This is a genomic window from uncultured Jannaschia sp., assembly GCF_947494025.1.
In the GTDB taxonomy this organism is placed as follows: domain Bacteria; phylum Pseudomonadota; class Alphaproteobacteria; order Rhodobacterales; family Rhodobacteraceae; genus Jannaschia.
In genome coordinates this window covers 207,588-229,592 of record NZ_CANLTQ010000002.1, presented here as the reverse complement: position 1 = coordinate 229,592, position 22,005 = coordinate 207,588, and the positions used below count along the sequence as shown (strand labels likewise).

Below are 22,005 nucleotides of genomic sequence, written 5' to 3'. Positions count from 1 at the left end.
GCGCGCGGCGCTGCCCGTCCACCCCGGCGGCGCGTAGACTCCGACGCGGCGGTCGCGGGCGGACCCTGCGTACCGAGAATGACCGTCGTTCCGAAAGATTTCGACGCGTCGGCGCCTTCCCGTGCCGCACCCTGAAATCCCGATCCTCGGCGATGGCGGTCATGCTCATGGCTTTTCCCGAAGGATGCGGTATCCCGTGCGGTGGGCGCCGGGTGCGAAAGGTCAGGGGGCGGACATGATATCGGGCAGCAGGATGGCAGAACCCGCCCCGCCGGACGACGTCGAGTTCCGCAAGCTGCACTTCGTCGATGACGGGACGGTTCCGAACAACCCCGCGCTGCCCGCGATCCTGATGCGGGGCGCGTTGGGCGGAGGCGCCGACCCGCAGGCGGTGACCGCGCTTCTGGAGGCGAATGGCTGGACCGGCACCTGGGTCTGGCAGGTCTTTCCCTATCACCACTACCATCCGAACGCGCATGAGGTGCTGGCCGTCGCGACGGGCGAGGCCACCCTGATGCTTGGCGGTCCGGGGGGCGAACGGGTGGAGGTCGCGGCCGGCGACGTGATCATGTTGCCGCCGGGAACCGGACATTGCCAGGTCGTGGCGAGCGGGAACTTCCGGATCTGCGGTGCCTATCCCCCCGGGCAATCAGATTACGAGACCGTCCGGGCCGATGCGCCGGCCGACGACACCATGCGCGATCGGATCGCGGCCGTACCTCGACCCGGAACCGATCCGGTCTGGGGCGACGGGGGTCCGCTTCTCCCCGTCTGGGCCGGGACGACGGACGGCTAATCCGGCTCCGCCCGTCCGAGATAGCCCTCCACCATCTCCCGCACCGGGACGCGCGCGCGAAGCCGGGCGGCGAGCAGGTACATGCCCGCGATCTTGCGCTGGACATGCAGCGCCTCCATCGGCAGCGGCGGCGGGACCAGGCCGTCCTCGGCCAGCGCGATCGCCTCCGCCTGCAGCCGGCGTGGCAGGTCCAGCGTCGCGATATCCAATGGGCCGGTCCGGCGCAGCTCGGCGCAGGCGATCTCGGCCATGTCGAGGATGCGGTCGGCATGGCCGGCGGGCGTGTCGGGCCCGATCACGCCGACCTCCCCGGCCAGCGCGCGCAGCCTGTCCCGATCACCGTCGAGCGCGGCAATCAGAAGGCGGCGGTGCAGATCGGCGGTCGCGGGGTCGATCCGCCGGGTCGCGCCGAAATCGAGCAGGACGATGCGCCCGGCCTCCGCGTCCCAGCGGTAGTTCGCGAAGTTCGGGTCCGTCTGCATCCAGCCGAAGACGAAGAGCTCGCGCAGCGTCAGGTCGATCAGGTCGCGGGCCACGCGGTCGCGGACCGCCTGCGACGCCTCCGCCACGCTCTCGATCGGCGCGCCCTCCATGAACGACATCGACAGCACCGACCCGGTTGAAAAGGATGCAACGTATTCGGGCACGGCGAAGCGGTCGTCCCCGGCGAGGACGTCGGCGAACCGGGCGAGATGAGCGCCTTCGGCCATGTAATCCGTTTCCGCGTGCAACTGCGCGCGGGCCTCGGCCAGATAGGGCGCGAGGTCGAACCCGCGCGGGAGCAGGCCCGAGATCCGCAACAGCGCACCCACATTCGCCACGTCGCTGTCGATGCTGGCCGCGACGCCCGGATACTGGACCTTGATCGCCAGCGCCCGCCCGTCCTTCAGCCATGCGCGATGGACCTGACCGATGGAGGCTGCGGCGACCGGGTGGACGTCGAACCGGGCGAAGGTCGAAAGCCAGCCCCGCGGCCATTCGCGGTCGAGCACGCGGCGGAGCTGCGCGGGCGGCATCGCGTCGGCCTCCGCGCGCAGGCGGGCCATGATCGCGGCGAGCTCCGGCGGCAGCACCTCGCCCGCATCCATCGAAAGAAGCTGGCCCAACTTCATCGCCGCGCCGCGCATCTCGGCAAGCTGATCGGTCACGCGGCGCACGTTGCCGGGCGTGAGCACGAGGTCGCGCAGCTGCGGCCGCCGCCCGCGACCGAGTTCCGCCAGCCCACCCGCCGCCACGCGCCCGGCCACGCCCGCCCCGGTGGAGCCGAGCCGCGCGAGCCGCGCAAGCCTGCCCGACGGGACCGGCACGCCTGCCCGGCGCGCGTCTTCGGTATCCTCGTTCGTCACACGTGCCTCGTCCCGCTGCATCCTCACGCGGGACATAGAACGACGCGGCCCTCGTGGGCGGGACGCGGCGAAATGCCCCCGGTGCCGGACGGAGACCGGGTCCGGTCGTGCGCGCCGGACACGGTCCGCACCGGTCGCGCCAGTCACCATAGACCCCGGCGCCCCGGCCATTAGGTTGCGCATCGTCTCAACTCCGGATCCGCCATGCCCAGAGCCCCTTCCCCCGATTCCGCCTCGCGCCGCAAATGGGCGGCCGTGGCCGTGCTCCTGCTGGCGAACTTCATGAACCTGATCGACATCACCATCGTGAACGTTGCTCTGCCCTCGATGCAGGAGGAACTGTCGGCGCCGCCCAACCTGATCGAGTGGATCGTCGCGGGCTACACCTTCTCCTTCGCGCTGCTGCTCCTACCGGCGGGTCGCATGGGGGACCTCTACGGGCGCCGGCGCATGTTCATGGCCGGGATCGTCGTCTTCACGGCGGCCTCGCTCGTCTGCGGCCTTGCGCCGGGCATCGGCACGCTGGTCGGCGCGCGGGTCGTGCAGGGCATGGGCGCGGCGATCATGACGCCGCAGACGCTGGCGCTGGTCCCGCGGCTGTTCCCGCCGGAGCAGCGGGGCGCGGCCTTCGGTCTTTTCGCGCTGGCAGCGGGCCTCGCCTCCGTGACCGGCCCCATCGTCGGCGGATTGTTGATCGGCGCCGATCTGTTCGACCTGACCTGGCGGCCGATCTTCCTCGTCAACATCCCCCTCGGGATCGCGGCCTTCGTCGGCGCCTTGCTGCTGGTGCCCCGCGCGGAGGGAAATGCGCGCCTCGGCACGGACGGGATCGGCATCCTTCTGGCGGCGCTGGCCATGCTCGCGGTGCTGGTCCCGCTGATCGAGGCGCCCGCGCTCGGCTGGCAGGGCTGGATGATCGTGCCCGTCCTGGCGGCCTTCCCGCTCGGCTGGGCGTTCCTGCGCTGGCAGCGCCGGCAGGAGGCGCGCGACCGGCCCCAGCTTCTGCCCATGCGGCTGACCCGCTCCGGCCCGTTTCTTGCCGGCGGGCTTCTGGGCGGCGTGCTGTTCTCGGCCGCGCCGGCCTATTTCTTCGTGATGGCGCTGTACCTGCAATCCGGCTACGGGCTCACGCCCCTGCAATCGGGACTGACGACGACGCCGTTCCCGCTCGGCGTGCTCGTCGCCTCTGCCACGAGCGGCTGGCTCGGCTCGCGCTGGATGCGTCCGCGCGTCGTGGGCGGCGGCCTTCTGTTCGCGGCGGGTTTCATCGGGCAGGCCTGGGCCGTGATGGGAATGGGCGCGGAGATCTCGTGGCTCCGGATGGCGCCGTGGTTCTTTCTGGGCGGGCTCGGCCTCGGCAACGTCGTCTCGCCGCTGTATCAGGTCGCCCTCGCCGCTGCGTCCGACAGCGATACCGGCTCCGCCTCCGGCGCGGTGCAGGCGATCCGGCAGGTCGGCATCGCATTCGGCGTGGCGATCATGGGAGGCGTGTTCTTCACCATCCTGGGCGATGCGGCGCAGGGCGACCAGGAGGCCTACCGCGCGGCGATGCTGGGCGCGATCGGCTATGCCTGCCTCGTCGCTCTCACCGTCGTCACGGCACCCTTCTTCGCGCCGGTCCGGCTGCCCGACGAGGGGTGAGCGTCGTCAGGTTCCGGCGTCGGAATGGGGGCTTCGCTTCGACTGCCCTCCGTCGATCACCGAGAAGGAGCCGTCGGATTCGAGGATCACCGCGGAAATATCCTCGAGCCCGCGCTGCCCCTCGGTCCGCACCACCGTTTCGAGCTCTGCCTTCGTGACCCGGGCGTGGCGCATCGCGTCGGGCAGCGGCACACCGTCCCGCAGCAGCAGCGTCGGCTCGGAGCGGACGGCGCGAGCGAAGCGCTCGGAGCGCACCGAAAGCGTGGTCACCGCATATTGCAGCACGATCAAAAGGACGAGCGCGGTCACCCCCTCGGCCAGCGCGACGCTCTCGCTCAGCAGGATGGAGGCCAGCGTGGAGCCGAAGGCGACCGTCACGACGAGGTCGAAGGCGTTCAGCTTCGCGAGCGTCCGCTTGCCCGAGACCCGGAGCGAGAAAACGAGGAACGCATAGGCGAGCGTGCCCACGATGACCGTTCGCACGATCCCGCTCCAGCTTTGAAAGAACATCTCGGACCAGTTCATGGGCACCTCCGTTCGCGCCCAACGACCCATCCGCCGGGATGGTTTCGCCCGAACCCTCAGATCACCCTTTCAAAGAGATCGCGCAGCCCCGCCTCGGTCAGCTCGACCGGGTTGCCACCGCAGGACGGATCGCGCAACGCCATCGGCACGAGCTCGTCGATCCGCGCAGGATCCGCCCCGAGATCGCGCAGGCGCTTCGGCACTCCGAAGCCGTCGTTGAACCTGTCCACGAAGGCGCGGAACCCGTCGAACCCGCCTTCGATGCCGAGATAGGGGGCGGCACGATCGAAGCGGTCGCTGATCGCGTCCGCGTTGAAGTCCAGCACGACAGGCATGCAGACGGCGTTGGTGGTGCCGTGATGGGTGTTGAAGACGGCCCCGATCGGATGGCTCAGCGCATGGATCGCGCCCAGCCCCTTCTGGAACCCGACCGCGCCCATGGAGGCGGCCGACATCATGTGGGTGCGCGCTTCCAGATCGTCCGGTTCGGCATAGGCGCGCGGCAGATGTTCGATTACCAGCCGCATCCCTTCGAGCGCGATGCCCTGGCTCATCGGGTGGTAATGCGGCGAGGAGAAGGCCTCGACGCAATGCGCGAAGGCGTCGAGCCCCGTTCCCGCGGTGATGTGCGGCGGCATCCCCACCGTCAGCTCCGGGTCGGCCAGCACGATGGCCGGCAGGATTTTCGGGTGGAAGATGATTTTCTTCTCGTGCGTCCGCGAATTCGTGATGACGCTCGCGCGGCCCACCTCCGAACCGGTGCCCGCCGTGGTCGGCACGGCCACGATGGGCGCGATCGCGTCGCTGTCGGCGCGCGTCCACCAGTCGGCCACGTCCTCGAAATCCCAGACCGGACGGATCTGGCCCGCCATGAAGGCGACCATCTTGCCCAGGTCGAGGCCCGAACCGCCACCGAAGGCGATCACCCCGTCATGCTCTCCCGCACGATAGGCCGCGACGCCCTCGGCGAGGTTCACCTCGTTCGGGTTCGGATCGACCTCGGCGAAGAGCGCGGGCGCGAAACCCGCCTCCTCCAGGATCGTGAGCGCGCGCGCCGTCACGTCGAGCTTCGCGAGGCCCCGGTCGGTCACGAGAAGCGGGCGCTGCATGCCCGCCTCGATGCAGGCCTGCGGCAGCTCCGCGATGCGGCCGGCGCCGAAGCGGATGGCGTTGGGATAGGACCAGCGGCCGGAGAGCGTCATGCGGAGACCTTCAGATGGTAGGATTTCGGTCGGGTGAGGTTGTGATAGCCGATCACCGAGAGCCCCCCGCCCCGGCCGGTATCCTTGCAGCCGGTCCAGCAGAGGCCGGGGTCGAGGTAGTCGGCGCGGTTGAGGAACACGGTGCCCGTCTCGATCCGGTCGCCGAGCGCGGCGGCGCGCGCCTCGTCCGCCGACCAGAGGCTCGCCGTCAGGCCGTAGCGGGAGTCGTTCATCAGGCGCACCGCCTCGTCGTCGTCCGCGACCCGCATGATGCCGACGACGGGGCCGAAGCTCTCCTCCCGCATGACGTCCATGTCGTGGGTCACGCCGGTCAGCACCTGCGGGCCCAGATACGCGCCGCCGTCATCGGCCGGATCGGGCTCCAGATGCGCCGTCGCACCGGCGGCGACCGCCGCCTCGGTTTGCGCGCGGACATGCGCGGCGAAGCGGGCATGGGCCATCGGCCCGATCGTCGTTTCGGGGTCGAGCGGGTCGCCCAGCTTCTGGGCCCGCGCCCAGGCCACGGCGCGCTCGACGAACTCGTCGTAATGCCGGGCATGGACGTAAATGCGCTCGATTCCGCAGCAGCATTGCCCGGAATTGAACATCGCCCCGTCCATCAGCGTGTCCACGGCCGCGGCGACGTCCGCGTCCTCCATCACGTAGCCCGGATCCTTGCCGCCAAGCTCGGTCGCGACGGGGACGAAGGTGCCCGCCGCCGCGCGCTCCATCGCTTGCCCGCCCGCGACGGAGCCGGTGAAGTTCACCGCGTCGAAGGTCCGCGCACGCAGGAGCGCATCGGTCGTGTCGTGGTCGAGGAAGACGTTGCGGAACACCGCTTCCGGCACGCCCGCCGCGTGGAAGGCCCGCGCCATGCGCTCGCCCACGAGAAGCGTCTGCGTGGCGTGCTTCAGGATCACGGCATTGCCCGCGATGAGCGCCGGCGCGACGGTGTTGATCGCGGTCATGTAGGGGTAGTTCCAGGGCGCCACGACAAGGACCACGCCCCAGGGCAGGCGCCGGATGTAGCGGTGGAACTTGTTGTCCGAGCCGACCTCGATATCGGCAAGCGCCGTGGCGGCGATGTCGGCCATGTAGCGGCCGCGCTCGGCGAAGCCCGCGAACTCGCCGCCGAAGCGGACCGGGCGGCCCATCTGCCAGGCGAGCTCCGGCACGATCTCGTCGTTCATCGCGCCCACCGCCTCGATCCCCGCGAGGACGAGCCGGACGCGTTCGTCGAGGGGCCGTGCGGCCCAGTCCGCCTGCGCGCGCCGGGTTTCGTCCACGGCCGCGCGGGCCGCGTCGAAGCTCAGTGCTGGACGCTCCGCGTAAACCGATCCGTCGACCGGCGAGATGCATTGCAACATGGTCATTCCCTCAAGCTTGCTCGAAGCCGCGCGCGATCTCCCAGTCGGTGACGGCGCGGTCGAACTCTTCCTGTTCCCATTCGGCGGCGCGGGTATAGTGGTCCACCACCGCGTCGCCCATCGCCGCCCGCAGCATCTTCGAGCCGCGCAGGGTCTCCGTCGCCGCGCGCAACGTGCGCGGAATCTCGGCCTCGCCCTTCGTCTCGTAGGCATCGCCCTTCGTCGGATCGGGTAGCGGCAGCTCCGCCTCGATGCCCGCGATGCCCGCGGCGAGGAGCGCGGCCTGTGCGAGATAGGGATTCATGTCGGACCCGGGCACCCGGCACTCCACCCGCACGCCCTTCGTGCCCGCCCCGCACAGCCGGAATCCGGCAGTGCGGTTATCCACCGACCAAACGGTGCGCGTGGGCGCGAAGGTGCCCGAGGCGAAGCGCTTGTAGCTGTTGACGTAGGGGGCCAGGAAAAAGGTCAGGTCCGGCGCGTATTCGAGGACGCCCGCCATGAAATGCCGCATCAGGGGCGACATGCCGTAATCCGCGCCCTCCTCGTAGAAGGCCGACGCGCCGTCTTTCAGGAGCGACATGTGGACGTGCCCCGCCGAACCCACCTTGTCGGACGCCCATTTCGGCAGGAAGGAGGCCGAGCAGCCCGCCGCCCAGGCGCTCTCCTTGATCGCCTGCTTCGCGATCGTGTGGTTGTCGGCGCAGTCGAGCGCGGGGGCGTGGCGGATGTTGAGCTCGTGCTGGCCGCGCTCCGCCTCGCCCTTGGTTGTTTCCACCGGAATGCCGGCGGCGACGAGATTGTTGCGCAGCGGCCGGAGGATCGGCTCCTCCTTGGTTGTCTGGAAGAGGTTGTAATCCTCGTTGAAGCCGCAGAGCGGGACGAGGTTGCGGTAGCCGCCCTTCTGCAGGCTGCGGTAATCCCCCTCGAACAGGAAGAACTCGAGCTCGGTCGCCATGGTCGCGGAATAGCCCATCTCCGCGAGCCGGGCGACCTGCGCCTTCAGCATCTGCCGCGGCGAGTGAGCGATGGGCGAATGGTCGTGGTGATCGAGCACGTCGCAAAGGACCAGCGCGGTGCCGGGAAGCCACGGCACCGGACGCAGCGTGTCGAGGTCGGGCCGCAGCAGGTAGTCGCCGTAACCCTGCCGCCAGCTTGTCGCAGCGTAACCCTCGGGCGTCGCCATCATCAGATCCGTGGCGAGGAGGTAGTTGCAGCAATGACTTTCCTCGACGCCGTGCTCGAGGAAGTTCGTGACATGGAAGCGCTTGCCCATGAGCCGCCCCTGCATGTCCACGAGCGCGACGAGAACGGTATCGATCTCCCCGGAATCGGCCAGCTTGCGGAGGCCGTCGAGGGTCAGGGTGCCGGGCATGGAATGTTCCTTGAGTTTGAAACGGGGGCGACCCGCGGCGGGGCCGCCCCCGGTGGCTTCAGCCGTTGGTGTAGGGCGCGCCGGCCTGGTTGATGACCTGGTTGTAGTCGCGGAAGATCGAGACGATGCGCTGCTGCACCTCGCCCTCCTGCGCGACCTCGTCCCAGAATTTCTTTGCGGCTTCCTCCACCTGCATCCACTCCTCCGCGGGCACGGAACGCAGCTCCAGCTTGTCGCCCTGCGCGCGGAGCCGCGCCTCGCCGCCCCAATACCACTGGTTGCGATAGGTGTGGCCCGCCTCGATCCCGGCCATGACGACCGATTTCAGGTGCTCAGGCAGCTCGTTCCAACGCTCCTGGTTGACGAAGAACGACCCGATCCAGGCGCCGGAGATGTTGTTCGTGAGGAAGTAGTCGGTCACGTCGGCCCAGCCCACGGTGTAGTCCTCGGTGATGCCCGACCAGGCCATGCCGTCGAGCTCACCCGTCTGCACCGCCACTTCGGCATCCTCGTAGGGGATGTTCACCGGCACCACGCCGAACTGCGACAGGAAGCGGCCGGCCGTCGGGAAGGTGTAGAGCTTGAGCCCGTCGAGATCCGACACGCTGGTGATTTCGCGCGTGGTGTTGAAGTTGCACGGGTCCTGCCCCGCCGCCGAAAGCCACTGGACCCCGACCTTGCCGTATTCCTCGCGCCAGATATCGGCGAGCCCGTACTGGTTGAAGAGCACCGGCACGTCGAGGATGTGCTTCGTGGCGAAGGGGAAGTAGCCGCCGAATTGCCGGGTGGGCGTGGGCGAGGCCATCGAGTCGTCGTCGGAATGCACCCCGTCGATGGTGCCGCGCTGGAGCGCCTGGAACAGCTCGCCCGTGGGCACGATCTGGTCGGCGTAGAACAGCTCCACCTGCAGCTCGCCGTTCGAATTGGCGTTGATGTAGTCGATGACGGGCTTGGTCACCTGCTCGCCCAGGGCGGCGCCGGCATAGGTCTGGAACCGCCACTGGATCGCCTCCTGCGCGCGCACGAGCGCGGGCGTGGCGAGGGTCGCGGGCGCGGCGAGCGCGGCGCCACGCAGGAACTTGCGTCTTGAGGTCATGGTCGTCTCCTCTGTCTGGACTGGGTTGGGACGGGCCGGTTCGTCCGGCCGCTGGTTAATGTGCGGCCGCTCATCCGCCGTAGACCCGGTTCGGCAGCCAGAGCGCGATTTGGGGAAAGATCATCACCAGCGCGAGCGCGAGGATCATCACGGCGACGAAGGGCACGATGGAACGGTAGATGTCGCGGATGCCGATCTCGGGCGGGGCCATCGCGCGCATCAGGAACAGGTTGTAGCCGAAGGGCGGCGTCATGTACGCGATCTGGCAGGTGATCGTGTAGAGCACGCCGTACCAGATCAGGTCGAAGCCGAGCTCCCCCACCAGCGGCACGTAGAGCGGCGCGACGATCACCAGCATCGCCGTATCGTCGAGGAACGTCCCCATCAGGATGAAGCTCAGCTGCATCAGGATCAGGATGACCCAGGGCGACAGGCCCCACTGATCGGTGAAAAGATCCTCGATCGCCTTCACCGCGCCGAGCCCGTCGAAGACGGCCCCGAAGGCCAGCGCGGCGAGGATGATCCACATGAACATGCAGGTGATGCCGAGCGTCTGGCGCAGGCAGGTCTCGAAGACCGGCCAGGTCATGCGCCGCTTGGCGAAGGCCGCGAGGAGCGCGGCGAGCGCGCCGATGGCGGAGCTCTCGACGAGCGAGGTCCAGCCGTTGACGAAGGGCACCATCATCACCGCGAAGATGCCCACCGGCAGCAGGCCCGAGCGCAGCAGGCGCAGCTTTTCCGCCATGGGGATCGCCGCCCGCTCGGCCGGGTCCAGCACGGGTCCGAGCGACGGGTTCAGCCGGCAGCGCAGCGCGATGTAGGCGATGAAGAGCCCCGCCATCATCAGTCCCGGCACCGCGCCGGCGAGCCAGAGCTGTCCCACCGGCTGCCGCGCGATCATCGCGTAAAGAACGAGCACGACCGAAGGCGGCACAAGGATGCCGAGGGAGGAACCGGCCTGGATCACCCCCGTCACCATCAGCTTGTCGTAGTTCCGCTTGAGCAGCTCCGGCAGCGCGATGGTCGCCCCGATCGCCATGCCCGCAACCGACAGCCCGTTCATCGCCGAGACCAGCACCATCAGCCCGATCGTCCCGATGGCGAGCCCGCCGGAAATGCCGCCCATCCAGACGTGGAACATGCGGTAGAGGTCGTCGGCGATCTTCGATTCCGAGAGCACGTAGCCCATGAACACGAACATCGGCAGCGTCAGCAGCGGATACCACCGCATCACCTTGATTGCCGCCGCGAAGCCGATGTCGTAGCCGCCCCGGTCGCCCCAAAGGAGGACCGCCGACACGACCGCGACGAAGCCGATCGCGCCGAAGACGCGCTGCCCCGTTAGAAGCAGCAGCATCATGCTCGCGAACATCAGCGCGGCGATCATCTCATAGGGCATCGGCAGGCCCTTCGGTGGCGGTGCGGTCGGGACGGCCCGTCGCGAGGAACAGGACGTCCTTGGCGAGTTCGCTCAACGCCTGCAGCAGCATCAGCGCGATGCCCGTGCACATCACCACCTTTATCGGCCACATGTAGGGGCGCCAGGCCGACGGGCTGCGCTCGCCGCCGTACTGGAAGGCGTAGATGGTGGACTCGACCCCGCCCCACATCAGGGTGCCGAGATAGACCAGCAGGAAGATCACGGTCACGCAATCGGTCGCCGCCTTGCGCCGGGGCGAGAGCTCTCCGTAGAACAGGTCCATCCGGACATTCGCGCCGATCAGAAGCGCGTAGGGCCCGCCCAGCATGAAGTATGCCATCATCGCGAACTGCGCAGTCTCGAGCGTCCAGAGGGACGGCGCGCCGAGGGCCTTCGACGCGGTGGACCACAGAAGCACGCCCATGAGCGCGAAGATGCCCCACATCATCACGCGCCCGAGCCCGAGGCTGACGCGGTCCATGACCGCGACATAGGCTCGGGCGGCCCGGATCACGCGGCCGCCTCGTCGAGCGCATCGAGCGAGCGGAGCAGCATCCCGGCCAGATGCGCGCCCATCTGCGCGGCCGTCTCGGGCCGGTCGATCAGGTCGTTGCGAATCTCGATCATCAGCGCCGGCAGGCCGCGCGCCTCGCCGTGGCGGGCGAGCGTGTAGGTCACGCCGTCGCCCGGCCCGTAGGGCGCGTCGAGCGCCGAGCGATGCCGGGGACCGACCTTGGCCAAGGCGGCGCGCGCCAGGGAGGCGTCGGAATGCGACAGGAAGCCCAGCTCCACGTCGCGCGGCAGGCCGTGGAAGACCGGCGTGAAGGAATGGACCGTCACCAGCGCCGGTCCGTCGGTGCGCGCGTCGAGAACGGCATCGAGCGCCGCGTGGAACGGGTCGTGGACGCGCAGGCGACGGTCCCGGCGGCCCCCTGCGTCGAGGCTCCCGTTGCCGGGAACGGGATGGCGCTCGCTCAGCGACGGGATCGCATCGGGCGCGGTTTCGGGACGGTTGCAATCGTAGACCAGGCGCGAGATGGCGCCGGCCACCAGCGGGGCGTCGAGAAGCGCCGACATCGTCAGTGCCACGTCGCGCGCGCCGATGTCCCAGGCCGCGTGCGAATGGCGCGACGCCGCCGAGAGACCCAGATCGCCGAGTTCGGACGGAATCCGGGCGGAGGCGTGCTCGCAGACGAGCACGGCCGGACCCGCCCCTTTCGGCCGGATCACCTCGACGGCGGTCCATTCGTCCCTCATTCGCGTTGCCCGCTCCGTCCCTGTTCTGTAATCATCATTACAGGGCTTCCCCGCGTGTCAAGATCCGACCGGGCGGCCCGTCGGGAGGGAGGGACGCCTTGACCGATCGCCGCGACGACCCGCCCGACGGCCTGCCCGCCGACCGTCCACTCGTCCGCGACCTTCTGGACGAACGCCGCGGTGTGCTGACCGCCGCGGAACGCAAGCTGGCGGAAGTGCTCAAGGAGGACTCGCTCCTTTCGGGCCTGCAATCCATCACGCGCCTGGCGGAGATCGCCGCGGTCTCCACGCCGACGGTGATCCGCCTCGCCCGCAAGCTGGGCTTCGACGGCTTTCCCGCGTTGCAGGACGCGATCCGCGCCGATCTCGCCGCCCGCATGCAGCAGCCGCTCGCCAAGCTCGAGGCGGCGCCGCCGGTCGCGCCCGACGCCCATGTCGTCACCCGTTTCGCGCAGCGGGCGGCGCGCAACATCGACCGGACGCTCCGGCGGCTCGACGTCGCGGCCTTCGACGCCATCGCCCGTGACCTGGCGGCCCCCGAACGGACGGTGCATATCGCCGGCGGCCGCATCACACGGTCGCTGGCGCAGTATCTGGCCGATCACCTGCGCCTGATCCGCGCCGATGTGCGCATCCTCGAATCCTCGCCAGCGCTCTGGCCGCAGACCGTGATCGACACGGGGCCCGCGAGCACGCTCGTCCTGTTCGACATCCGCCGCTACGACCGCGAGATCGAGACGCTGGCCCGTCATGCGGCCGGCCGGTCGGCGCGGATCATGTTGCTCACGGACATCTGGGGCTCCCCCGTGGAGCGATACGCCGCGCACTCGCTGCGCGCGTCGATCGAGACGCAGTCGAGCTGGGATTCGACGGTGGCGCTGCTCGTTCTGGTGGAGGCGCTGGTGGCCGAGGTGCAGCGCTTCGCACCGGGGCCGAGCGCCGCGCGGCTCGACGCGCTCGAAAGGCTGGCGAGGGCGACACCGATGTTCCGGCCACGGTAGCGGTCGAAACCGTGACGCGGAACGCTAATCTTCCGTTCGACCGGCGGCCGGGGCCGCATGCGCGTTGCGGCGCGCGGCCGGTCTTCGATAGGTAAATGCCGGAACGAACGGGGCAATTCGCGAATGACGACGGACGATGACTGGCACCAGACCGACGACGTGCCCCATGCGCAGGGCCGCGGCGATCCGTTCGCGGCGGCGGTGCGATCGACGCGCATGCCGATGCTCGTCTCCGACCCGCGCCAGGACGACATTCCGATCGTCTTCGCGAACGACGCCTTCCTCACCCTGACCGGCTACGACCGTGAGGAGGTGATGGGCCGCAACTGCCGCTTCCTGCAGGGTCCCGACACCGATCCCGAGAAGGTGCGCAAGCTGCGGGAGGCGATCGCGCGGGAGGAGGCGATCCAGGTCGACCTTCTGAACTACCGCAAGGACGGAACGCCGTTCTGGAACGCGCTCTTCGTCGGGCCGGTCCACAACGACGACGGAGAGGTGCAGTTCTTCTTTGCCTCGCAGATCGACGTGACCGACCGGGTCGAGGCGCAGGAGAAGGTCGCGCGGCAGAAAGCGCTCGTGGAGGCGGAGGTCGAGGCGCGCACGCGGGAGCTCAAGGATGCCCTCGCGGAGAACAAACGCGCCCTCGAGGAGAAGACGATCCTGCTCGACGAGGTCGATCACCGGGTGAAGAACAACCTCACCATGATCGGCTCGCTCCTGCGATTGCAGGCGAATTCGGTCGGGGAACCGGAGCTCGCGCGCACGCTCGGAACGATGCTCGAGCGGGTCGACGCGCTCGCCACCGTCCACCGGACGCTGCACCAGACGCCGGATATCCGCCGCTTCGACGTCGGCATTTTCCTGCGAGGCCTCGTCTCCGACGTCCTCGCGGTTTCGGGCCGGCACGATATCGAGGTCGTCGACCGTATCGAGGCGGTGGATATCGAGGCGGCGAAGGCCACCGCGCTCGGCCTCCTCGTCAACGAACTCCTGACCAACGTCGTCAAGCACGCCTTCGCGGACGGCCGCTCCGGGCGGCTCACGATCACCGCGAAACGCACAGGCGGCGCGGTCGTGGTGGAACTGACGGACGACGGACCGGGTTTCGACCCGCGTCCCTGCGGCCGGTCGCTCGGCCTCGTCCTCGTCAATCGGCTGTCGCGTCAGCTCGACGGGACGACGGAATGGACTAGTTCTGCGGACGGGACCATGAGCAGAACCCGGTTTCGGTCCGAACCGGCAGAATGAGGGGCACAGCTTCGATGACGCAGGATGAAACGGGCCTGCAGATCGTCGTCGTCGAGGACGAGACCCTCATCATGATGGATCTGGAGCTGATGATCGAGGCGGAGGGGCACCGGATGGTCGCCGATGCCTCGAGCGTCCGCACGCTTTGCGCCATCGATACCGACCTCCATGTCGATCTGGCCTTCGTCGACCTGCAACTCGCGGAGAAGTCCTGCGGGCTCGACGCTGCGGACTATATCCGCGCGACCTGGCCCGAGGCGCTGATCGTGTTCGTGACCGCCAACCCCCGGCTGCTCCTGCCGGAGATCGAGCGGGGCGACGGCGTGGTGCCCAAGCCCTTCTCGAGCGGCGTGATCGAGGCCGTGCTGGCCTTTCTGCACGGCGGGATCAGGACGCCGCCGCCGGTTCTCGCCGCGCCGAACGGCTTCTTCATGCGGTCCGACCTCGCGACGCGGCTGGGCTGCGAAAGCCCGGCCGCGCGGGCTCAGACGTAGCGGTTGACGACGTTCTCCAGGATCTCCTGGCGGCCCGACCGCGGTGCGGGATCGAGGCCGGAAGTCTCGGCCCGGTCGGCGATATCGGCGAGACTCGCGCCCGGGGCGAGCATGGCGCGGGCTGTCTCCGTCTCCCAACCGGCGTAGCGGTCCCGGCGCGGCCCCTCGAGCGCGTCGTCCGCGATCATCCGCGCCGCCGCCTCGAGCCCGCGAGCGCAGACATCCATCGCCCCGGCATGCGCCGCGATCAGATCCACGGGGTCGAGCGATTGCCGCCGCAGCTTGGCATCGAAGTTCGTGCCGCCCTGGCCGAACCCGCCGCCGCGCAGGATCTCGTAATAGGCCAGCGCAACCTCGGCGACGTTGTTGGGGAACTGGTCGGTGTCCCAGCCGGACTGGTAATCGTTGCGGTTCATGTCGATGGAGCCGAACACGCCCAGCGTCTGCGCGAGCGCGATCTCGTGCTCGAAGCTGTGGCCGGCGAGGATCGCGTGGCCCTGCTCGATGTTGAGCTTCACCTCGTTCTCGAGCCCGAAGCGCCGGAGGAAGCCGTAGACCGTGGCGACGTCGTAGTCGTACTGATGCTTCGTCGGCTCCTGCGGCTTCGGCTCGATCAGGATCTGACCCTCGAACCCGATCTTGTGCTTGTGCTCGACCACCATCGACAGGAACCGGCCCATCTGCTCGAGCTCGCGGTTCAGGTCGGTGTTGAGCAGCGTCTCGTAGCCCTCGCGCCCGCCCCAGAGCACGTAGTTCCGACCTCCGAGGCGGTGCGTTACCTCGAGGCAGGCCCGCACGGACGAGGCCGACCAGGCGAAGACGTCCGGGTCCGGGTTGGTCGCGGCGCCCGACATGAAGCGGCGATGCGTGAAGAGGTTGGCCGTTCCCCAAAGCAGGCCCACGCCCGTCTCAGCCATCTTCGCCTCGAACACGTCGGCGATCTCGTTCAGACGGCGGTGGTTTTCCTGCAGGCTGCCCCCCTCGGGGCGCACGTCGTGGTCATGGAAGGCGAAGAACGGCACGCGGAGGATGCGGAACATCTCGAAGGCCGCGTCCGCCTTGGCCCTCGCATGCTCCATCGTGTCGTGCGGGAACCACGGGCGCTGGAACGTGCCGCCGCCGAACGGGTCGGAGCCGTCCCAGACGAGGCTGTGCCAGTACGCCACCGCGAATCGCAGCTGATCCTGCAGCCGCTTGCCGGCGACTTCGCGGTCGGGGTCGTAGTGCCGGAACGACAGGTCGTCCGCTTCGGGGTCGTAGCGGAGGGGTTCGATTTCGGAGAAGTAGCTGCGCATTGCGGTCCTCGTTCGGCTCGGGATGATCTCGCGGCCCAAAGGCGGCCACGACGCAGGATCTCACGCGCGGCCGAATGCGCAAGCGCTTCGGCCTCGTGGTCCAGGCCCGAATAGCACACCCGCTCGGCGCCGCAGGAGCCGGTTCAGACGATGGGCATCTCGGCGCCGGCGGTCTCCGGGGCATGCTCACCGGACGAAGTCATCGTAACAGGCACGTCGAGCCGCGGATCGGTCCGAAGAGAACACGGCCTGGAGCGGCAATCGAGGCGTTCGATCCCGCCGGTGATCGGAGGACCGGAGCGCGTGACGGCGACGCGGTCGTCGATGGTCTAGCCGGGATGGAGATCCGCTGACCTCCGACCACAATCCGGCAGACCGGCGCGTCGCGGAACGCGTGGCCCATGCCGCCGAGGCCGCCGCCGCCGCGCACGGCCGCGCAGAGCCGGTCTGTATCGTCCCGTGCGGAGGCGCCGTGCGTGACCACTGATGCAATCGGCGAGACGCGCTCCGACCCCTCGCTCCGCAGGGTGCGCGCCCCCTCGATAGGCGTGACTTGCGTTCCCTCGTCCTGCCGCAGGCCTGCCACGTCTAGATGTGCCGTAGGCATCATGCGGCGCCTTTCGTAGGGAGGTGCGAAGCTCCGGACCGGCCGCGACCGCGGCCGTGGCACGAACAGGGCGGCAAGCCAGAGCCGCCCCCCGAAGCCGTGCGTCAGGGCGGGAAAACGGTCACGCGCGAAGCTGCCGTTCGCCCTCCTGATGGCCCAGCCGCTCGATCAGGCGGGCGATATTGTCGAGGTCGACCTCCTGCTCCACACCGCCCGCCTTCATCGCTTCCGCCGGCATGCCGTAGACTACGCACGTGGCCTCGTTCTGCCCGATGGTGCGGGCGCCGACGTCGCGCATTTCGCGAAGGCCGCACGCACCGTCGTCCCCCATCCCGGTCATGATGACGCCGACGGCGTTGGCGCCCGCCACGCGGGCGACGGAACGGAACAGCACGTCGACCGAAGGCCGGTGACGGTTGACGAGGGGGCCGTCCTTTACCTCGACCCGGTAGTTCGCGCCGCTGCGGACCAGCATCATGTGCTTCGCCCCCGGCGCGATCAGGGCCTGCCCCGGCAGCACGCTGTCGCCCGATGCGGCCTCCTTCACGGTGATCTGGCAGAGCTCGTCGAGACGTTTCGCGAAACCCTTGGTGAAGGCCTCGGGCATGTGCTGCACGACCACGATCGGCGGCGCGTTGTGGGGGAGCGACTGGAGCACGACGCGCAGCGCCTCCGTGCCGCCGGTCGAGGCGCCGATGGCCACCACCTTGTTCGTGGTCTGCGCCATCGCCCGGTGTCCGGCGGGCGCGAGCATGACATCGGCGGAGTGCCTCACCTGCGGCGCGACCGTCTCCCGCCGGTTCACCCGGGCATGCGCGGCGCCCAGAACGGCGTCCTGCAGGCGGATCGACGATTCCTTCAGAAATTGCCGCGTCGAAAGGTTCGGCTTCTCGATGAGATCCACCGCGCCCGCCTCCAGCGCGGCGAGATAGGTCTTGCTGCCCTCTCCGACGAGCGTGGAACAGATCACCACCGGCACGGGCTTCTGGGCCATCAAACGCCGCAGAAAGGTGATCCCGTCCATGCGCGGCATCTCGACGTCGAGCACGATCACGTCGGGCCATTCGCGTTTGAGCCGCTCGGCCGCCTGGAACGGGTCGTTGGCGGTGGCCATGACCTCGAGCTGCGGATGCGCGGAGATGATCTCGCTGATGGCCTGACGCACCACGGCGCTGTCGTCGACGATCAGGACGCGCTTCGTGTTCGGGGCCATCAGGCGACCTTCCGGTAGATCGAGGGCCGCACGAGTTCGAGACCGGCCCGCCGGGCGTGAGAGGCTTCCGTGTGGCCGGTCATCAGAAAACCGCCGATGCGCAGGCGGCGGTAGACGTTGTCGATGACGCGCTGGCGGATCTCGGCGTCGAAATAGATCAGCACGTTCCGCAGAAAGACGACGTCCGCCGCGATGCCGTCGAGCCCGTGGCCGGTGACGAGGTTGGCGTTGCGCCATGTCGACTGCGTCCGCAACTCCGGCACGATGCGGTAGATGCCCGTGGACTTCTTCGAGGACAGAAGGAAACGCGGGCGCAGTTCGGCGGGAATACCGTCCGTCTCGCCGCGCGCGTAGACCGCCTGCTCCGCCCGGCGAACGACCGGCCGCGACAGGTCGGTGCCGACGAGGCGCGGCTCGAAAGAGCGAAGGCCGCCGTCGCGCGCCGCATGCGCCGTCATCAGGGCCGAATAGCCCTCCTGCCCCGTGGAGCACGCGGCGCTCCAGAAGACCGTCTCGCGGCCCTTCGTGCGCCCGCCATCCTGCAGCTCCGCGAGCCCCTCGTCGAGGAGCCAGTCGTACTGCGCCTTCTCGCGGAAGAAGCTGGTCGTATGCGTCGTCAGCGCCTCGCCGAAGGCCACGCGTTCGGCCATGTCGGACTTCAGAAGACGGCAGTATTCGGCGTAGTCGGTCAGCCCGTTGGCCGCGAGACGGCGACCGAGACGTCCCGCGATGAAATCGGTGCGCGTCTCGTCGAGGCTGATCCCGGTGACGGATTTGGCCATGACGACGAGGTGCCGGATGTCGTCGAGACGGAGGGAGGGTGCGATCTGTAGCTGTGTCATGTCGCTCAACATGTCTGGACGGCCCCGTGCCGGGGGACGATCGGGTGGAAGGGCCGACACGCGTCCTCTTGCGTGCCGGTCGCGCTCAGACGTGCTGCATGGCTCCCGTCAGATCGACCGGGCCGGCATGACCGAAGAGCTGGTCGAGCCGGATCAGGACGATCAGGTCGGACCCCGAACGGGTGATCCCCTGCAGGATGCGGCTGTCCCAATGATCGCTGCCGAGATTGGGGCAGGGCTCGATCTCGGCGGCCGGGATCTGATGGACGTTGCGGACCCGGTCGGCGAGGATGCCCAGCGGCTTGCGCGTTTCGCCTTCCACGACTTCGATCACGACGATCCGCGTATCCTCGCCGCCCTCGATCGAGGGAATGCCGAGCCGGGCCTTCAGATCGATCACCGGCACGCTGGCGCCGCGGACATCGACCACGCCCTGGACCTCGTGGGGGGCGTTCGGCAGCGGCGTGATCTTCCGCATGTCGAGGATCTCGCGGACGTTGCTGACCTCGAGGCCGAGGGTCTGCTTTCCAAGATCGAAGGTCAGGTACGTGGACGCATGCTCCTCCTCGTCTCCCTCGAGGTCGGTCTGATTGCTGTCGATCATGGATTACCCTGCATATCGCTGGAAGTCGGCGTCGGAGACGTCGTTGGAAAGGTCGAGCTCGAAGGCCTCGACGTCGCGGGCGTTGCGGCCGGGGCGGGTCTTCGGGGCGGCGTCTCGGATCGCGACCACCCGCGGTTTCGCCGGCGCGGCGGGCGCGTTCGGCGCTGCGGCCTCGATCTCGAAATAGGAGATCACCGCGCTCAGCTGTCGGGACTGGCTGGCCAGCTGCTGGCTGGTCGCCGCCGCGGCCTCGGCCGTGTTGGCGTTCTGCTGGATCACCTGGTCGAGATCCCGGATCGCCTGGTTGATCTGCTCGGCGCCCACGTTCTGCTCGCGCGTCGAGGCCGAGATCTCGGCCACCAGATCGGCCGTGCGCTGGATGTTGGGCACCAGCGTCTCCAGCATCCGCCCGGCCTCGCCCGAGACGTCGACCGTCTCCACGGAAAGCTGGCTGATCTCGGCCGCGGCCTGCTGGGAGCGCTCGGCGAGCTTGCGCACCTCGGAGGCCACCACCGCGAAGCCCTTGCCGTGGCTGCCGGCGCGGGCGGCCTCGACAGCGGCGTTGAGCGCGAGCAGGTCGGTCTGGCGGGCGATCTCCTGGATGATGTTGATCTTGTCGGCGATGGTCTTCATCGCGCGAACCGCGTTCGACACCGCCGCGCCCGAGGCCTTGGCATCGGCGGCGGACTGGTTGGCGATCTTCTCGGTCTGGCTGGCGTTGTCGGCGTTCTGGCGGATGTTGGCCGTCATCTCCTCGATCGAGGCCGAGGCCTCCTGCGCCGCCGCGGCCTGCTGGCTCGAACCGCCGGAAAGCTGCTCGGCCGTGGACGACATGTTCGCCGCACCTTCGGAGACGTAGGTCGCGCTCACGCTCGCGTTCGAGATCACCTCGCGCAGCTTCAAGGTCATGTCGCGCAGCGAGATGCCGAGACGGTCCTCGTCCGAGCGCGGCGTGACGTCGGCGGTCAGGTCACCCTTGGCGATGGCCTCGGCGGCACGGCTCATACCCTTCAGGTCGACGACCATGCCGTCCATCTCGTTCAGCAGCAGGCCGATCTCATCGCGGCTCCTGGTCTTCGCATCGACCTCGAGGTTGCCGCGCGCGACCTCCCTGGCGACGTGGCCGGCACGGCTCAGACCGCGGCTGATCGTGGTCGAAAGCCAGAATGCGGAACCGATGGCGATGGCGGCGGCGAAGACGCCCAGTGCCAGGAGCAGGTTGCGCGAGTTCCGGTAGGCCGCGTAAGCTTCGACCTGCGCAATTTCCATCACCTCGCGGGAGCGCTCGGCCAGGACGTCGGCGGCGGCGAAGCTTTCCTTGAACGCGGGTTCGAGGCGCGTGTTCAGAATCTCCCTTGCAACGGTGTTGGTGTTCGCCAACGAGAGCGCGACGGTCTGATCGAGCAGCGCGTACCACCCGAGCCAAGCCTCGCGGATCGACTCGAGTGCCTCGCGATCCGATCCGGAGGCATTGCGTTCGGCGGCGGCCAGGTTCTCCTCGAGCATCTGCTCTTCGGCGACGATGGCGGCCGCGTTCCGGGCCAGAAGGTCCGCATCGGAGAGGATCAACATGTCGCGCTCGGCACTCTGCAGGGCCCTCACGTTGTCGGTCAGCGTGTCGATGTTTGCTTCGAGAGCGACCAAGCGGCTGTCGCGCAATGCCGAATCCGCGATCCTTCCACGGACATCGGCGATGAACGCCTCGGTTTGCGCATAGAGTGCCGCGTAGGCCGGCACACTTTCGGCATGATAGAGGTCGACCGCCCGGACGTTGGAGTTGGCCAGTCCCGGCTCGCGAAGCTCGGCCTCGGTCGCGAGGTACTCGTCCCATTCGGCCCGGAAACGGGCGAGCATCTGCTTGGACGTGTCGGTATGCAGGACACCGCTCACATTGGCGACGGCGGCCTCGACCTTGACGAATTGCTCGTCGACCTGCTGCGCGATCTGCTGCGCCGCTTCGATGTCGTCCTGTACGAGATAACTCTTGATGAGGCTCATGGAGCGCGCTGCGGCGGCTTGCATCGACAGGCTCTGGTCGAGCTGGAACGCGGTCTGGTCCGCCAGGTCGTCGAACTGCGCCTGAAGCTGCGAGGCCTTCTGCAGGGCCATGTAGCTGGATGCGCCGAGGAGCGCGATCAGCACCGCAAAGACGGCGATCAGCTTGGTCTTGATCGTTATACGCATGGTCTCGGGATCTTTCTTCGAGGTATGAAGCTGTCAGTGGGCATGTGTCGGCGCGAACGCCGCTCCGACGTCGAGCAGGATGACGAGCGCGCCGTTCTTCTTGACGACGCCGCGGATCAGGTCGGTGGGCCAGCGGATGCCGAGCTCCGGCACCGGCTCGATGTCGGCCATGGCGGTTTCCGTGATGTCGTCGACGTTGTCGGCGAGCATCGCCACCTTGGTCGCTTCGCCCGCGACGGCGAGGTCGAGGACGAGGACGCGGCTCTGGTCCTTGATCGCGGCGGGCCCCATGCCGAGGCGGTGACGCAGGTCGACAAAGGGCGCGATGGCGCCCCGCACATTGATCAGGCCCGGCGCGAACGGGTCCGCGTTGGGCGCCCGGGTTACCGGCAGCGGGTCGATGATCTCGCTCACATGCTCCACGGGGATGGCGAACGTCTCGCCGTCGAGCGAGAAGGTGAGCGCCATCGCGGCGTCGGTCGTCTCGGCCAT

The 22,005-nt window shown here is 68.7% G+C and carries 20 protein-coding genes; 5 read left to right on the top strand and 15 right to left on the bottom strand.

What is annotated here, in order from left to right:
- The first annotated feature begins 253 nt into the window (after positions 1-253).
- Positions 254-796, top strand: a complete 543-nt coding sequence (locus Q1B08_RS04780) for a cupin domain-containing protein (protein WP_299815549.1) — start codon at positions 254-256, stop codon at positions 794-796.
- Here the strand turns inward: Q1B08_RS04780 and Q1B08_RS04775 are convergent.
- On the bottom strand, positions 793-2,142 hold the full coding sequence (locus tag Q1B08_RS04775) for an AarF/ABC1/UbiB kinase family protein (RefSeq protein WP_299815546.1): 1,350 nt from the start codon (positions 2,140-2,142) through the stop codon (positions 793-795). The two genes, Q1B08_RS04780 and Q1B08_RS04775, sit on opposite strands and share 4 nt — an antisense overlap.
- Positions 2,143-2,346: 204 nt before the next feature.
- Here Q1B08_RS04775 and Q1B08_RS04770 point away from each other — a divergent pair, with 204 nt between their 5' ends.
- Entirely contained in the window at positions 2,347-3,783 is a 1,437-nt protein-coding gene (locus Q1B08_RS04770; protein ID WP_299815543.1) for an MFS transporter, read from the top strand.
- Between the two features lie 6 nt (positions 3,784-3,789).
- Here the strand turns inward: Q1B08_RS04770 and Q1B08_RS04765 are convergent, their stop codons facing one another.
- From Q1B08_RS04765 to Q1B08_RS04730, 8 genes are all read right to left on the bottom strand, one after another.
- Positions 3,790-4,308, bottom strand: coding sequence for a YetF domain-containing protein (locus tag Q1B08_RS04765; RefSeq protein WP_299815539.1), 519 nt, complete (start codon positions 4,306-4,308; stop codon positions 3,790-3,792).
- A gap of 56 nt (positions 4,309-4,364) precedes the next feature.
- Positions 4,365-5,510, bottom strand: a complete 1,146-nt coding sequence (locus tag Q1B08_RS04760; RefSeq protein ID WP_299815536.1) for an iron-containing alcohol dehydrogenase — start codon at positions 5,508-5,510, stop codon at positions 4,365-4,367.
- Positions 5,507-6,883 (bottom strand): aldehyde dehydrogenase family protein, encoded by a 1,377-nt coding sequence (locus Q1B08_RS04755; protein WP_299815533.1) that lies wholly within the window; start codon positions 6,881-6,883, stop codon positions 5,507-5,509. The genes Q1B08_RS04760 and Q1B08_RS04755 overlap by 4 nt, the downstream gene beginning before the upstream one ends.
- Before the next feature lie 4 nt (positions 6,884-6,887).
- A complete protein-coding gene (locus Q1B08_RS04750) occupies positions 6,888-8,252 on the bottom strand; it encodes a glutamine synthetase family protein (protein WP_299815530.1) in 1,365 nt (454 codons plus the stop codon).
- A 58-nt stretch (positions 8,253-8,310) separates the two neighbouring features.
- On the bottom strand, positions 8,311-9,348 hold the full coding sequence (locus Q1B08_RS04745; protein WP_299815527.1) for a TRAP transporter substrate-binding protein: 1,038 nt from the start codon (positions 9,346-9,348) through the stop codon (positions 8,311-8,313).
- 70 nt (positions 9,349-9,418) lie between these two features.
- Positions 9,419-10,747, bottom strand: a complete 1,329-nt coding sequence (locus Q1B08_RS04740) for a TRAP transporter large permease subunit (protein ID WP_299815524.1) — start codon at positions 10,745-10,747, stop codon at positions 9,419-9,421.
- A complete protein-coding gene (locus tag Q1B08_RS04735; protein ID WP_299816346.1) occupies positions 10,737-11,279 on the bottom strand; it encodes a TRAP transporter small permease subunit in 543 nt (180 codons plus the stop codon). The genes Q1B08_RS04740 and Q1B08_RS04735 overlap by 11 nt, the downstream gene beginning before the upstream one ends.
- A complete protein-coding gene (locus tag Q1B08_RS04730; RefSeq protein ID WP_299815521.1) occupies positions 11,279-12,025 on the bottom strand; it encodes an N-formylglutamate amidohydrolase in 747 nt (248 codons plus the stop codon). The genes Q1B08_RS04735 and Q1B08_RS04730 overlap by 1 nt, the downstream gene beginning before the upstream one ends.
- Before the next feature lie 98 nt (positions 12,026-12,123).
- Here Q1B08_RS04730 and Q1B08_RS04725 point away from each other — a divergent pair, with 98 nt between their 5' ends.
- The 3 genes from Q1B08_RS04725 to Q1B08_RS04715 all read left to right on the top strand — a co-directional run bounded on the left by Q1B08_RS04725 (position 12,124) and on the right by Q1B08_RS04715 (position 14,768).
- Positions 12,124-13,026, top strand: coding sequence for a MurR/RpiR family transcriptional regulator (locus Q1B08_RS04725; RefSeq protein ID WP_299815518.1), 903 nt, complete (start codon positions 12,124-12,126; stop codon positions 13,024-13,026).
- Between the two features lie 123 nt (positions 13,027-13,149).
- A complete protein-coding gene (locus Q1B08_RS04720; protein ID WP_299815515.1) occupies positions 13,150-14,274 on the top strand; it encodes a PAS domain-containing protein in 1,125 nt (374 codons plus the stop codon).
- Between the two features lie 14 nt (positions 14,275-14,288).
- Positions 14,289-14,768, top strand: a complete 480-nt coding sequence (locus Q1B08_RS04715; protein WP_299815511.1) for a response regulator — start codon at positions 14,289-14,291, stop codon at positions 14,766-14,768.
- On the opposite strand, the gene xylA is transcribed toward Q1B08_RS04715, so the two are convergent.
- The 6 genes from xylA to Q1B08_RS04685 all read right to left on the bottom strand — a co-directional run bounded on the left by xylA (position 14,759) and on the right by Q1B08_RS04685 (position 22,005).
- The gene (gene xylA / locus Q1B08_RS04710; RefSeq protein ID WP_299815508.1) at positions 14,759-16,063 is read right to left on the bottom strand and encodes a xylose isomerase; all 1,305 of its coding nucleotides are present in this window, start codon (positions 16,061-16,063) and stop codon (positions 14,759-14,761) included. The two genes, Q1B08_RS04715 and xylA, sit on opposite strands and share 10 nt — an antisense overlap.
- A gap of 728 nt (positions 16,064-16,791) precedes the next feature.
- Positions 16,792-17,883 (bottom strand): chemotaxis response regulator protein-glutamate methylesterase, encoded by a 1,092-nt coding sequence (locus Q1B08_RS04705; protein WP_299815505.1) that lies wholly within the window; start codon positions 17,881-17,883, stop codon positions 16,792-16,794.
- Positions 17,883-18,725, bottom strand: coding sequence for a CheR family methyltransferase (locus Q1B08_RS04700; RefSeq protein WP_299815502.1), 843 nt, complete (start codon positions 18,723-18,725; stop codon positions 17,883-17,885). The genes Q1B08_RS04705 and Q1B08_RS04700 overlap by 1 nt, the downstream gene beginning before the upstream one ends.
- 85 nt (positions 18,726-18,810) lie before the next feature.
- Positions 18,811-19,329: a chemotaxis protein CheW gene (locus tag Q1B08_RS04695; protein WP_299815499.1), complete on the bottom strand. Its 519-nt coding sequence runs from the start codon at positions 19,327-19,329 to the stop codon at positions 18,811-18,813.
- Between the two features lie 3 nt (positions 19,330-19,332).
- The gene (locus Q1B08_RS04690; protein ID WP_299815496.1) at positions 19,333-21,513 is read right to left on the bottom strand and encodes a methyl-accepting chemotaxis protein; all 2,181 of its coding nucleotides are present in this window, start codon (positions 21,511-21,513) and stop codon (positions 19,333-19,335) included.
- Positions 21,514-21,546: 33 nt separating this feature from the next.
- A complete protein-coding gene (locus tag Q1B08_RS04685) occupies positions 21,547-22,005 on the bottom strand; it encodes a chemotaxis protein CheW (RefSeq protein ID WP_299815492.1) in 459 nt (152 codons plus the stop codon).

What these genes read in the sequence shown, in the direction of transcription:
- Q1B08_RS04780 (WP_299815549.1), top strand. Translation starts at nt 254, where the DNA reads ATGGCAGAACCCGCCCCGCCGGACGACGTCGAGTTCCGCAAGCTGCAC.
- Q1B08_RS04770 (WP_299815543.1), top strand. Translation starts at nt 2,347, where the DNA reads ATGCCCAGAGCCCCTTCCCCCGATTCCGCCTCGCGCCGCAAATGGGCG.
- Q1B08_RS04765 (WP_299815539.1), bottom strand. Translation starts at nt 4,308, where the DNA reads ATGAACTGGTCCGAGATGTTCTTTCAAAGCTGGAGCGGGATCGTGCGA.
- Q1B08_RS04760 (WP_299815536.1), bottom strand. Translation starts at nt 5,510, where the DNA reads ATGACGCTCTCCGGCCGCTGGTCCTATCCCAACGCCATCCGCTTCGGC.
- Q1B08_RS04755 (WP_299815533.1), bottom strand. Translation starts at nt 6,883, where the DNA reads ATGACCATGTTGCAATGCATCTCGCCGGTCGACGGATCGGTTTACGCG.
- Q1B08_RS04750 (WP_299815530.1), bottom strand. Translation starts at nt 8,252, where the DNA reads ATGCCCGGCACCCTGACCCTCGACGGCCTCCGCAAGCTGGCCGATTCC.
- Q1B08_RS04745 (WP_299815527.1), bottom strand. Translation starts at nt 9,348, where the DNA reads ATGACCTCAAGACGCAAGTTCCTGCGTGGCGCCGCGCTCGCCGCGCCC.
- Q1B08_RS04740 (WP_299815524.1), bottom strand. Translation starts at nt 10,747, where the DNA reads ATGCCCTATGAGATGATCGCCGCGCTGATGTTCGCGAGCATGATGCTG.
- Q1B08_RS04730 (WP_299815521.1), bottom strand. Translation starts at nt 12,025, where the DNA reads ATGAGGGACGAATGGACCGCCGTCGAGGTGATCCGGCCGAAAGGGGCG.
- Q1B08_RS04720 (WP_299815515.1), top strand. Translation starts at nt 13,150, where the DNA reads ATGACGACGGACGATGACTGGCACCAGACCGACGACGTGCCCCATGCG.
- Q1B08_RS04715 (WP_299815511.1), top strand. Translation starts at nt 14,289, where the DNA reads ATGACGCAGGATGAAACGGGCCTGCAGATCGTCGTCGTCGAGGACGAG.
- xylA (WP_299815508.1), bottom strand. Translation starts at nt 16,063, where the DNA reads ATGCGCAGCTACTTCTCCGAAATCGAACCCCTCCGCTACGACCCCGAA.
- Q1B08_RS04705 (WP_299815505.1), bottom strand. Translation starts at nt 17,883, where the DNA reads ATGGCCCCGAACACGAAGCGCGTCCTGATCGTCGACGACAGCGCCGTG.
- Q1B08_RS04700 (WP_299815502.1), bottom strand. Translation starts at nt 18,725, where the DNA reads ATGACACAGCTACAGATCGCACCCTCCCTCCGTCTCGACGACATCCGG.
- Q1B08_RS04695 (WP_299815499.1), bottom strand. Translation starts at nt 19,329, where the DNA reads ATGATCGACAGCAATCAGACCGACCTCGAGGGAGACGAGGAGGAGCAT.
- Q1B08_RS04690 (WP_299815496.1), bottom strand. Translation starts at nt 21,513, where the DNA reads ATGCGTATAACGATCAAGACCAAGCTGATCGCCGTCTTTGCGGTGCTG.
- Q1B08_RS04685 (WP_299815492.1), bottom strand. Translation starts at nt 22,005, where the DNA reads ATGGCCGAGACGACCGACGCCGCGATGGCGCTCACCTTCTCGCTCGAC.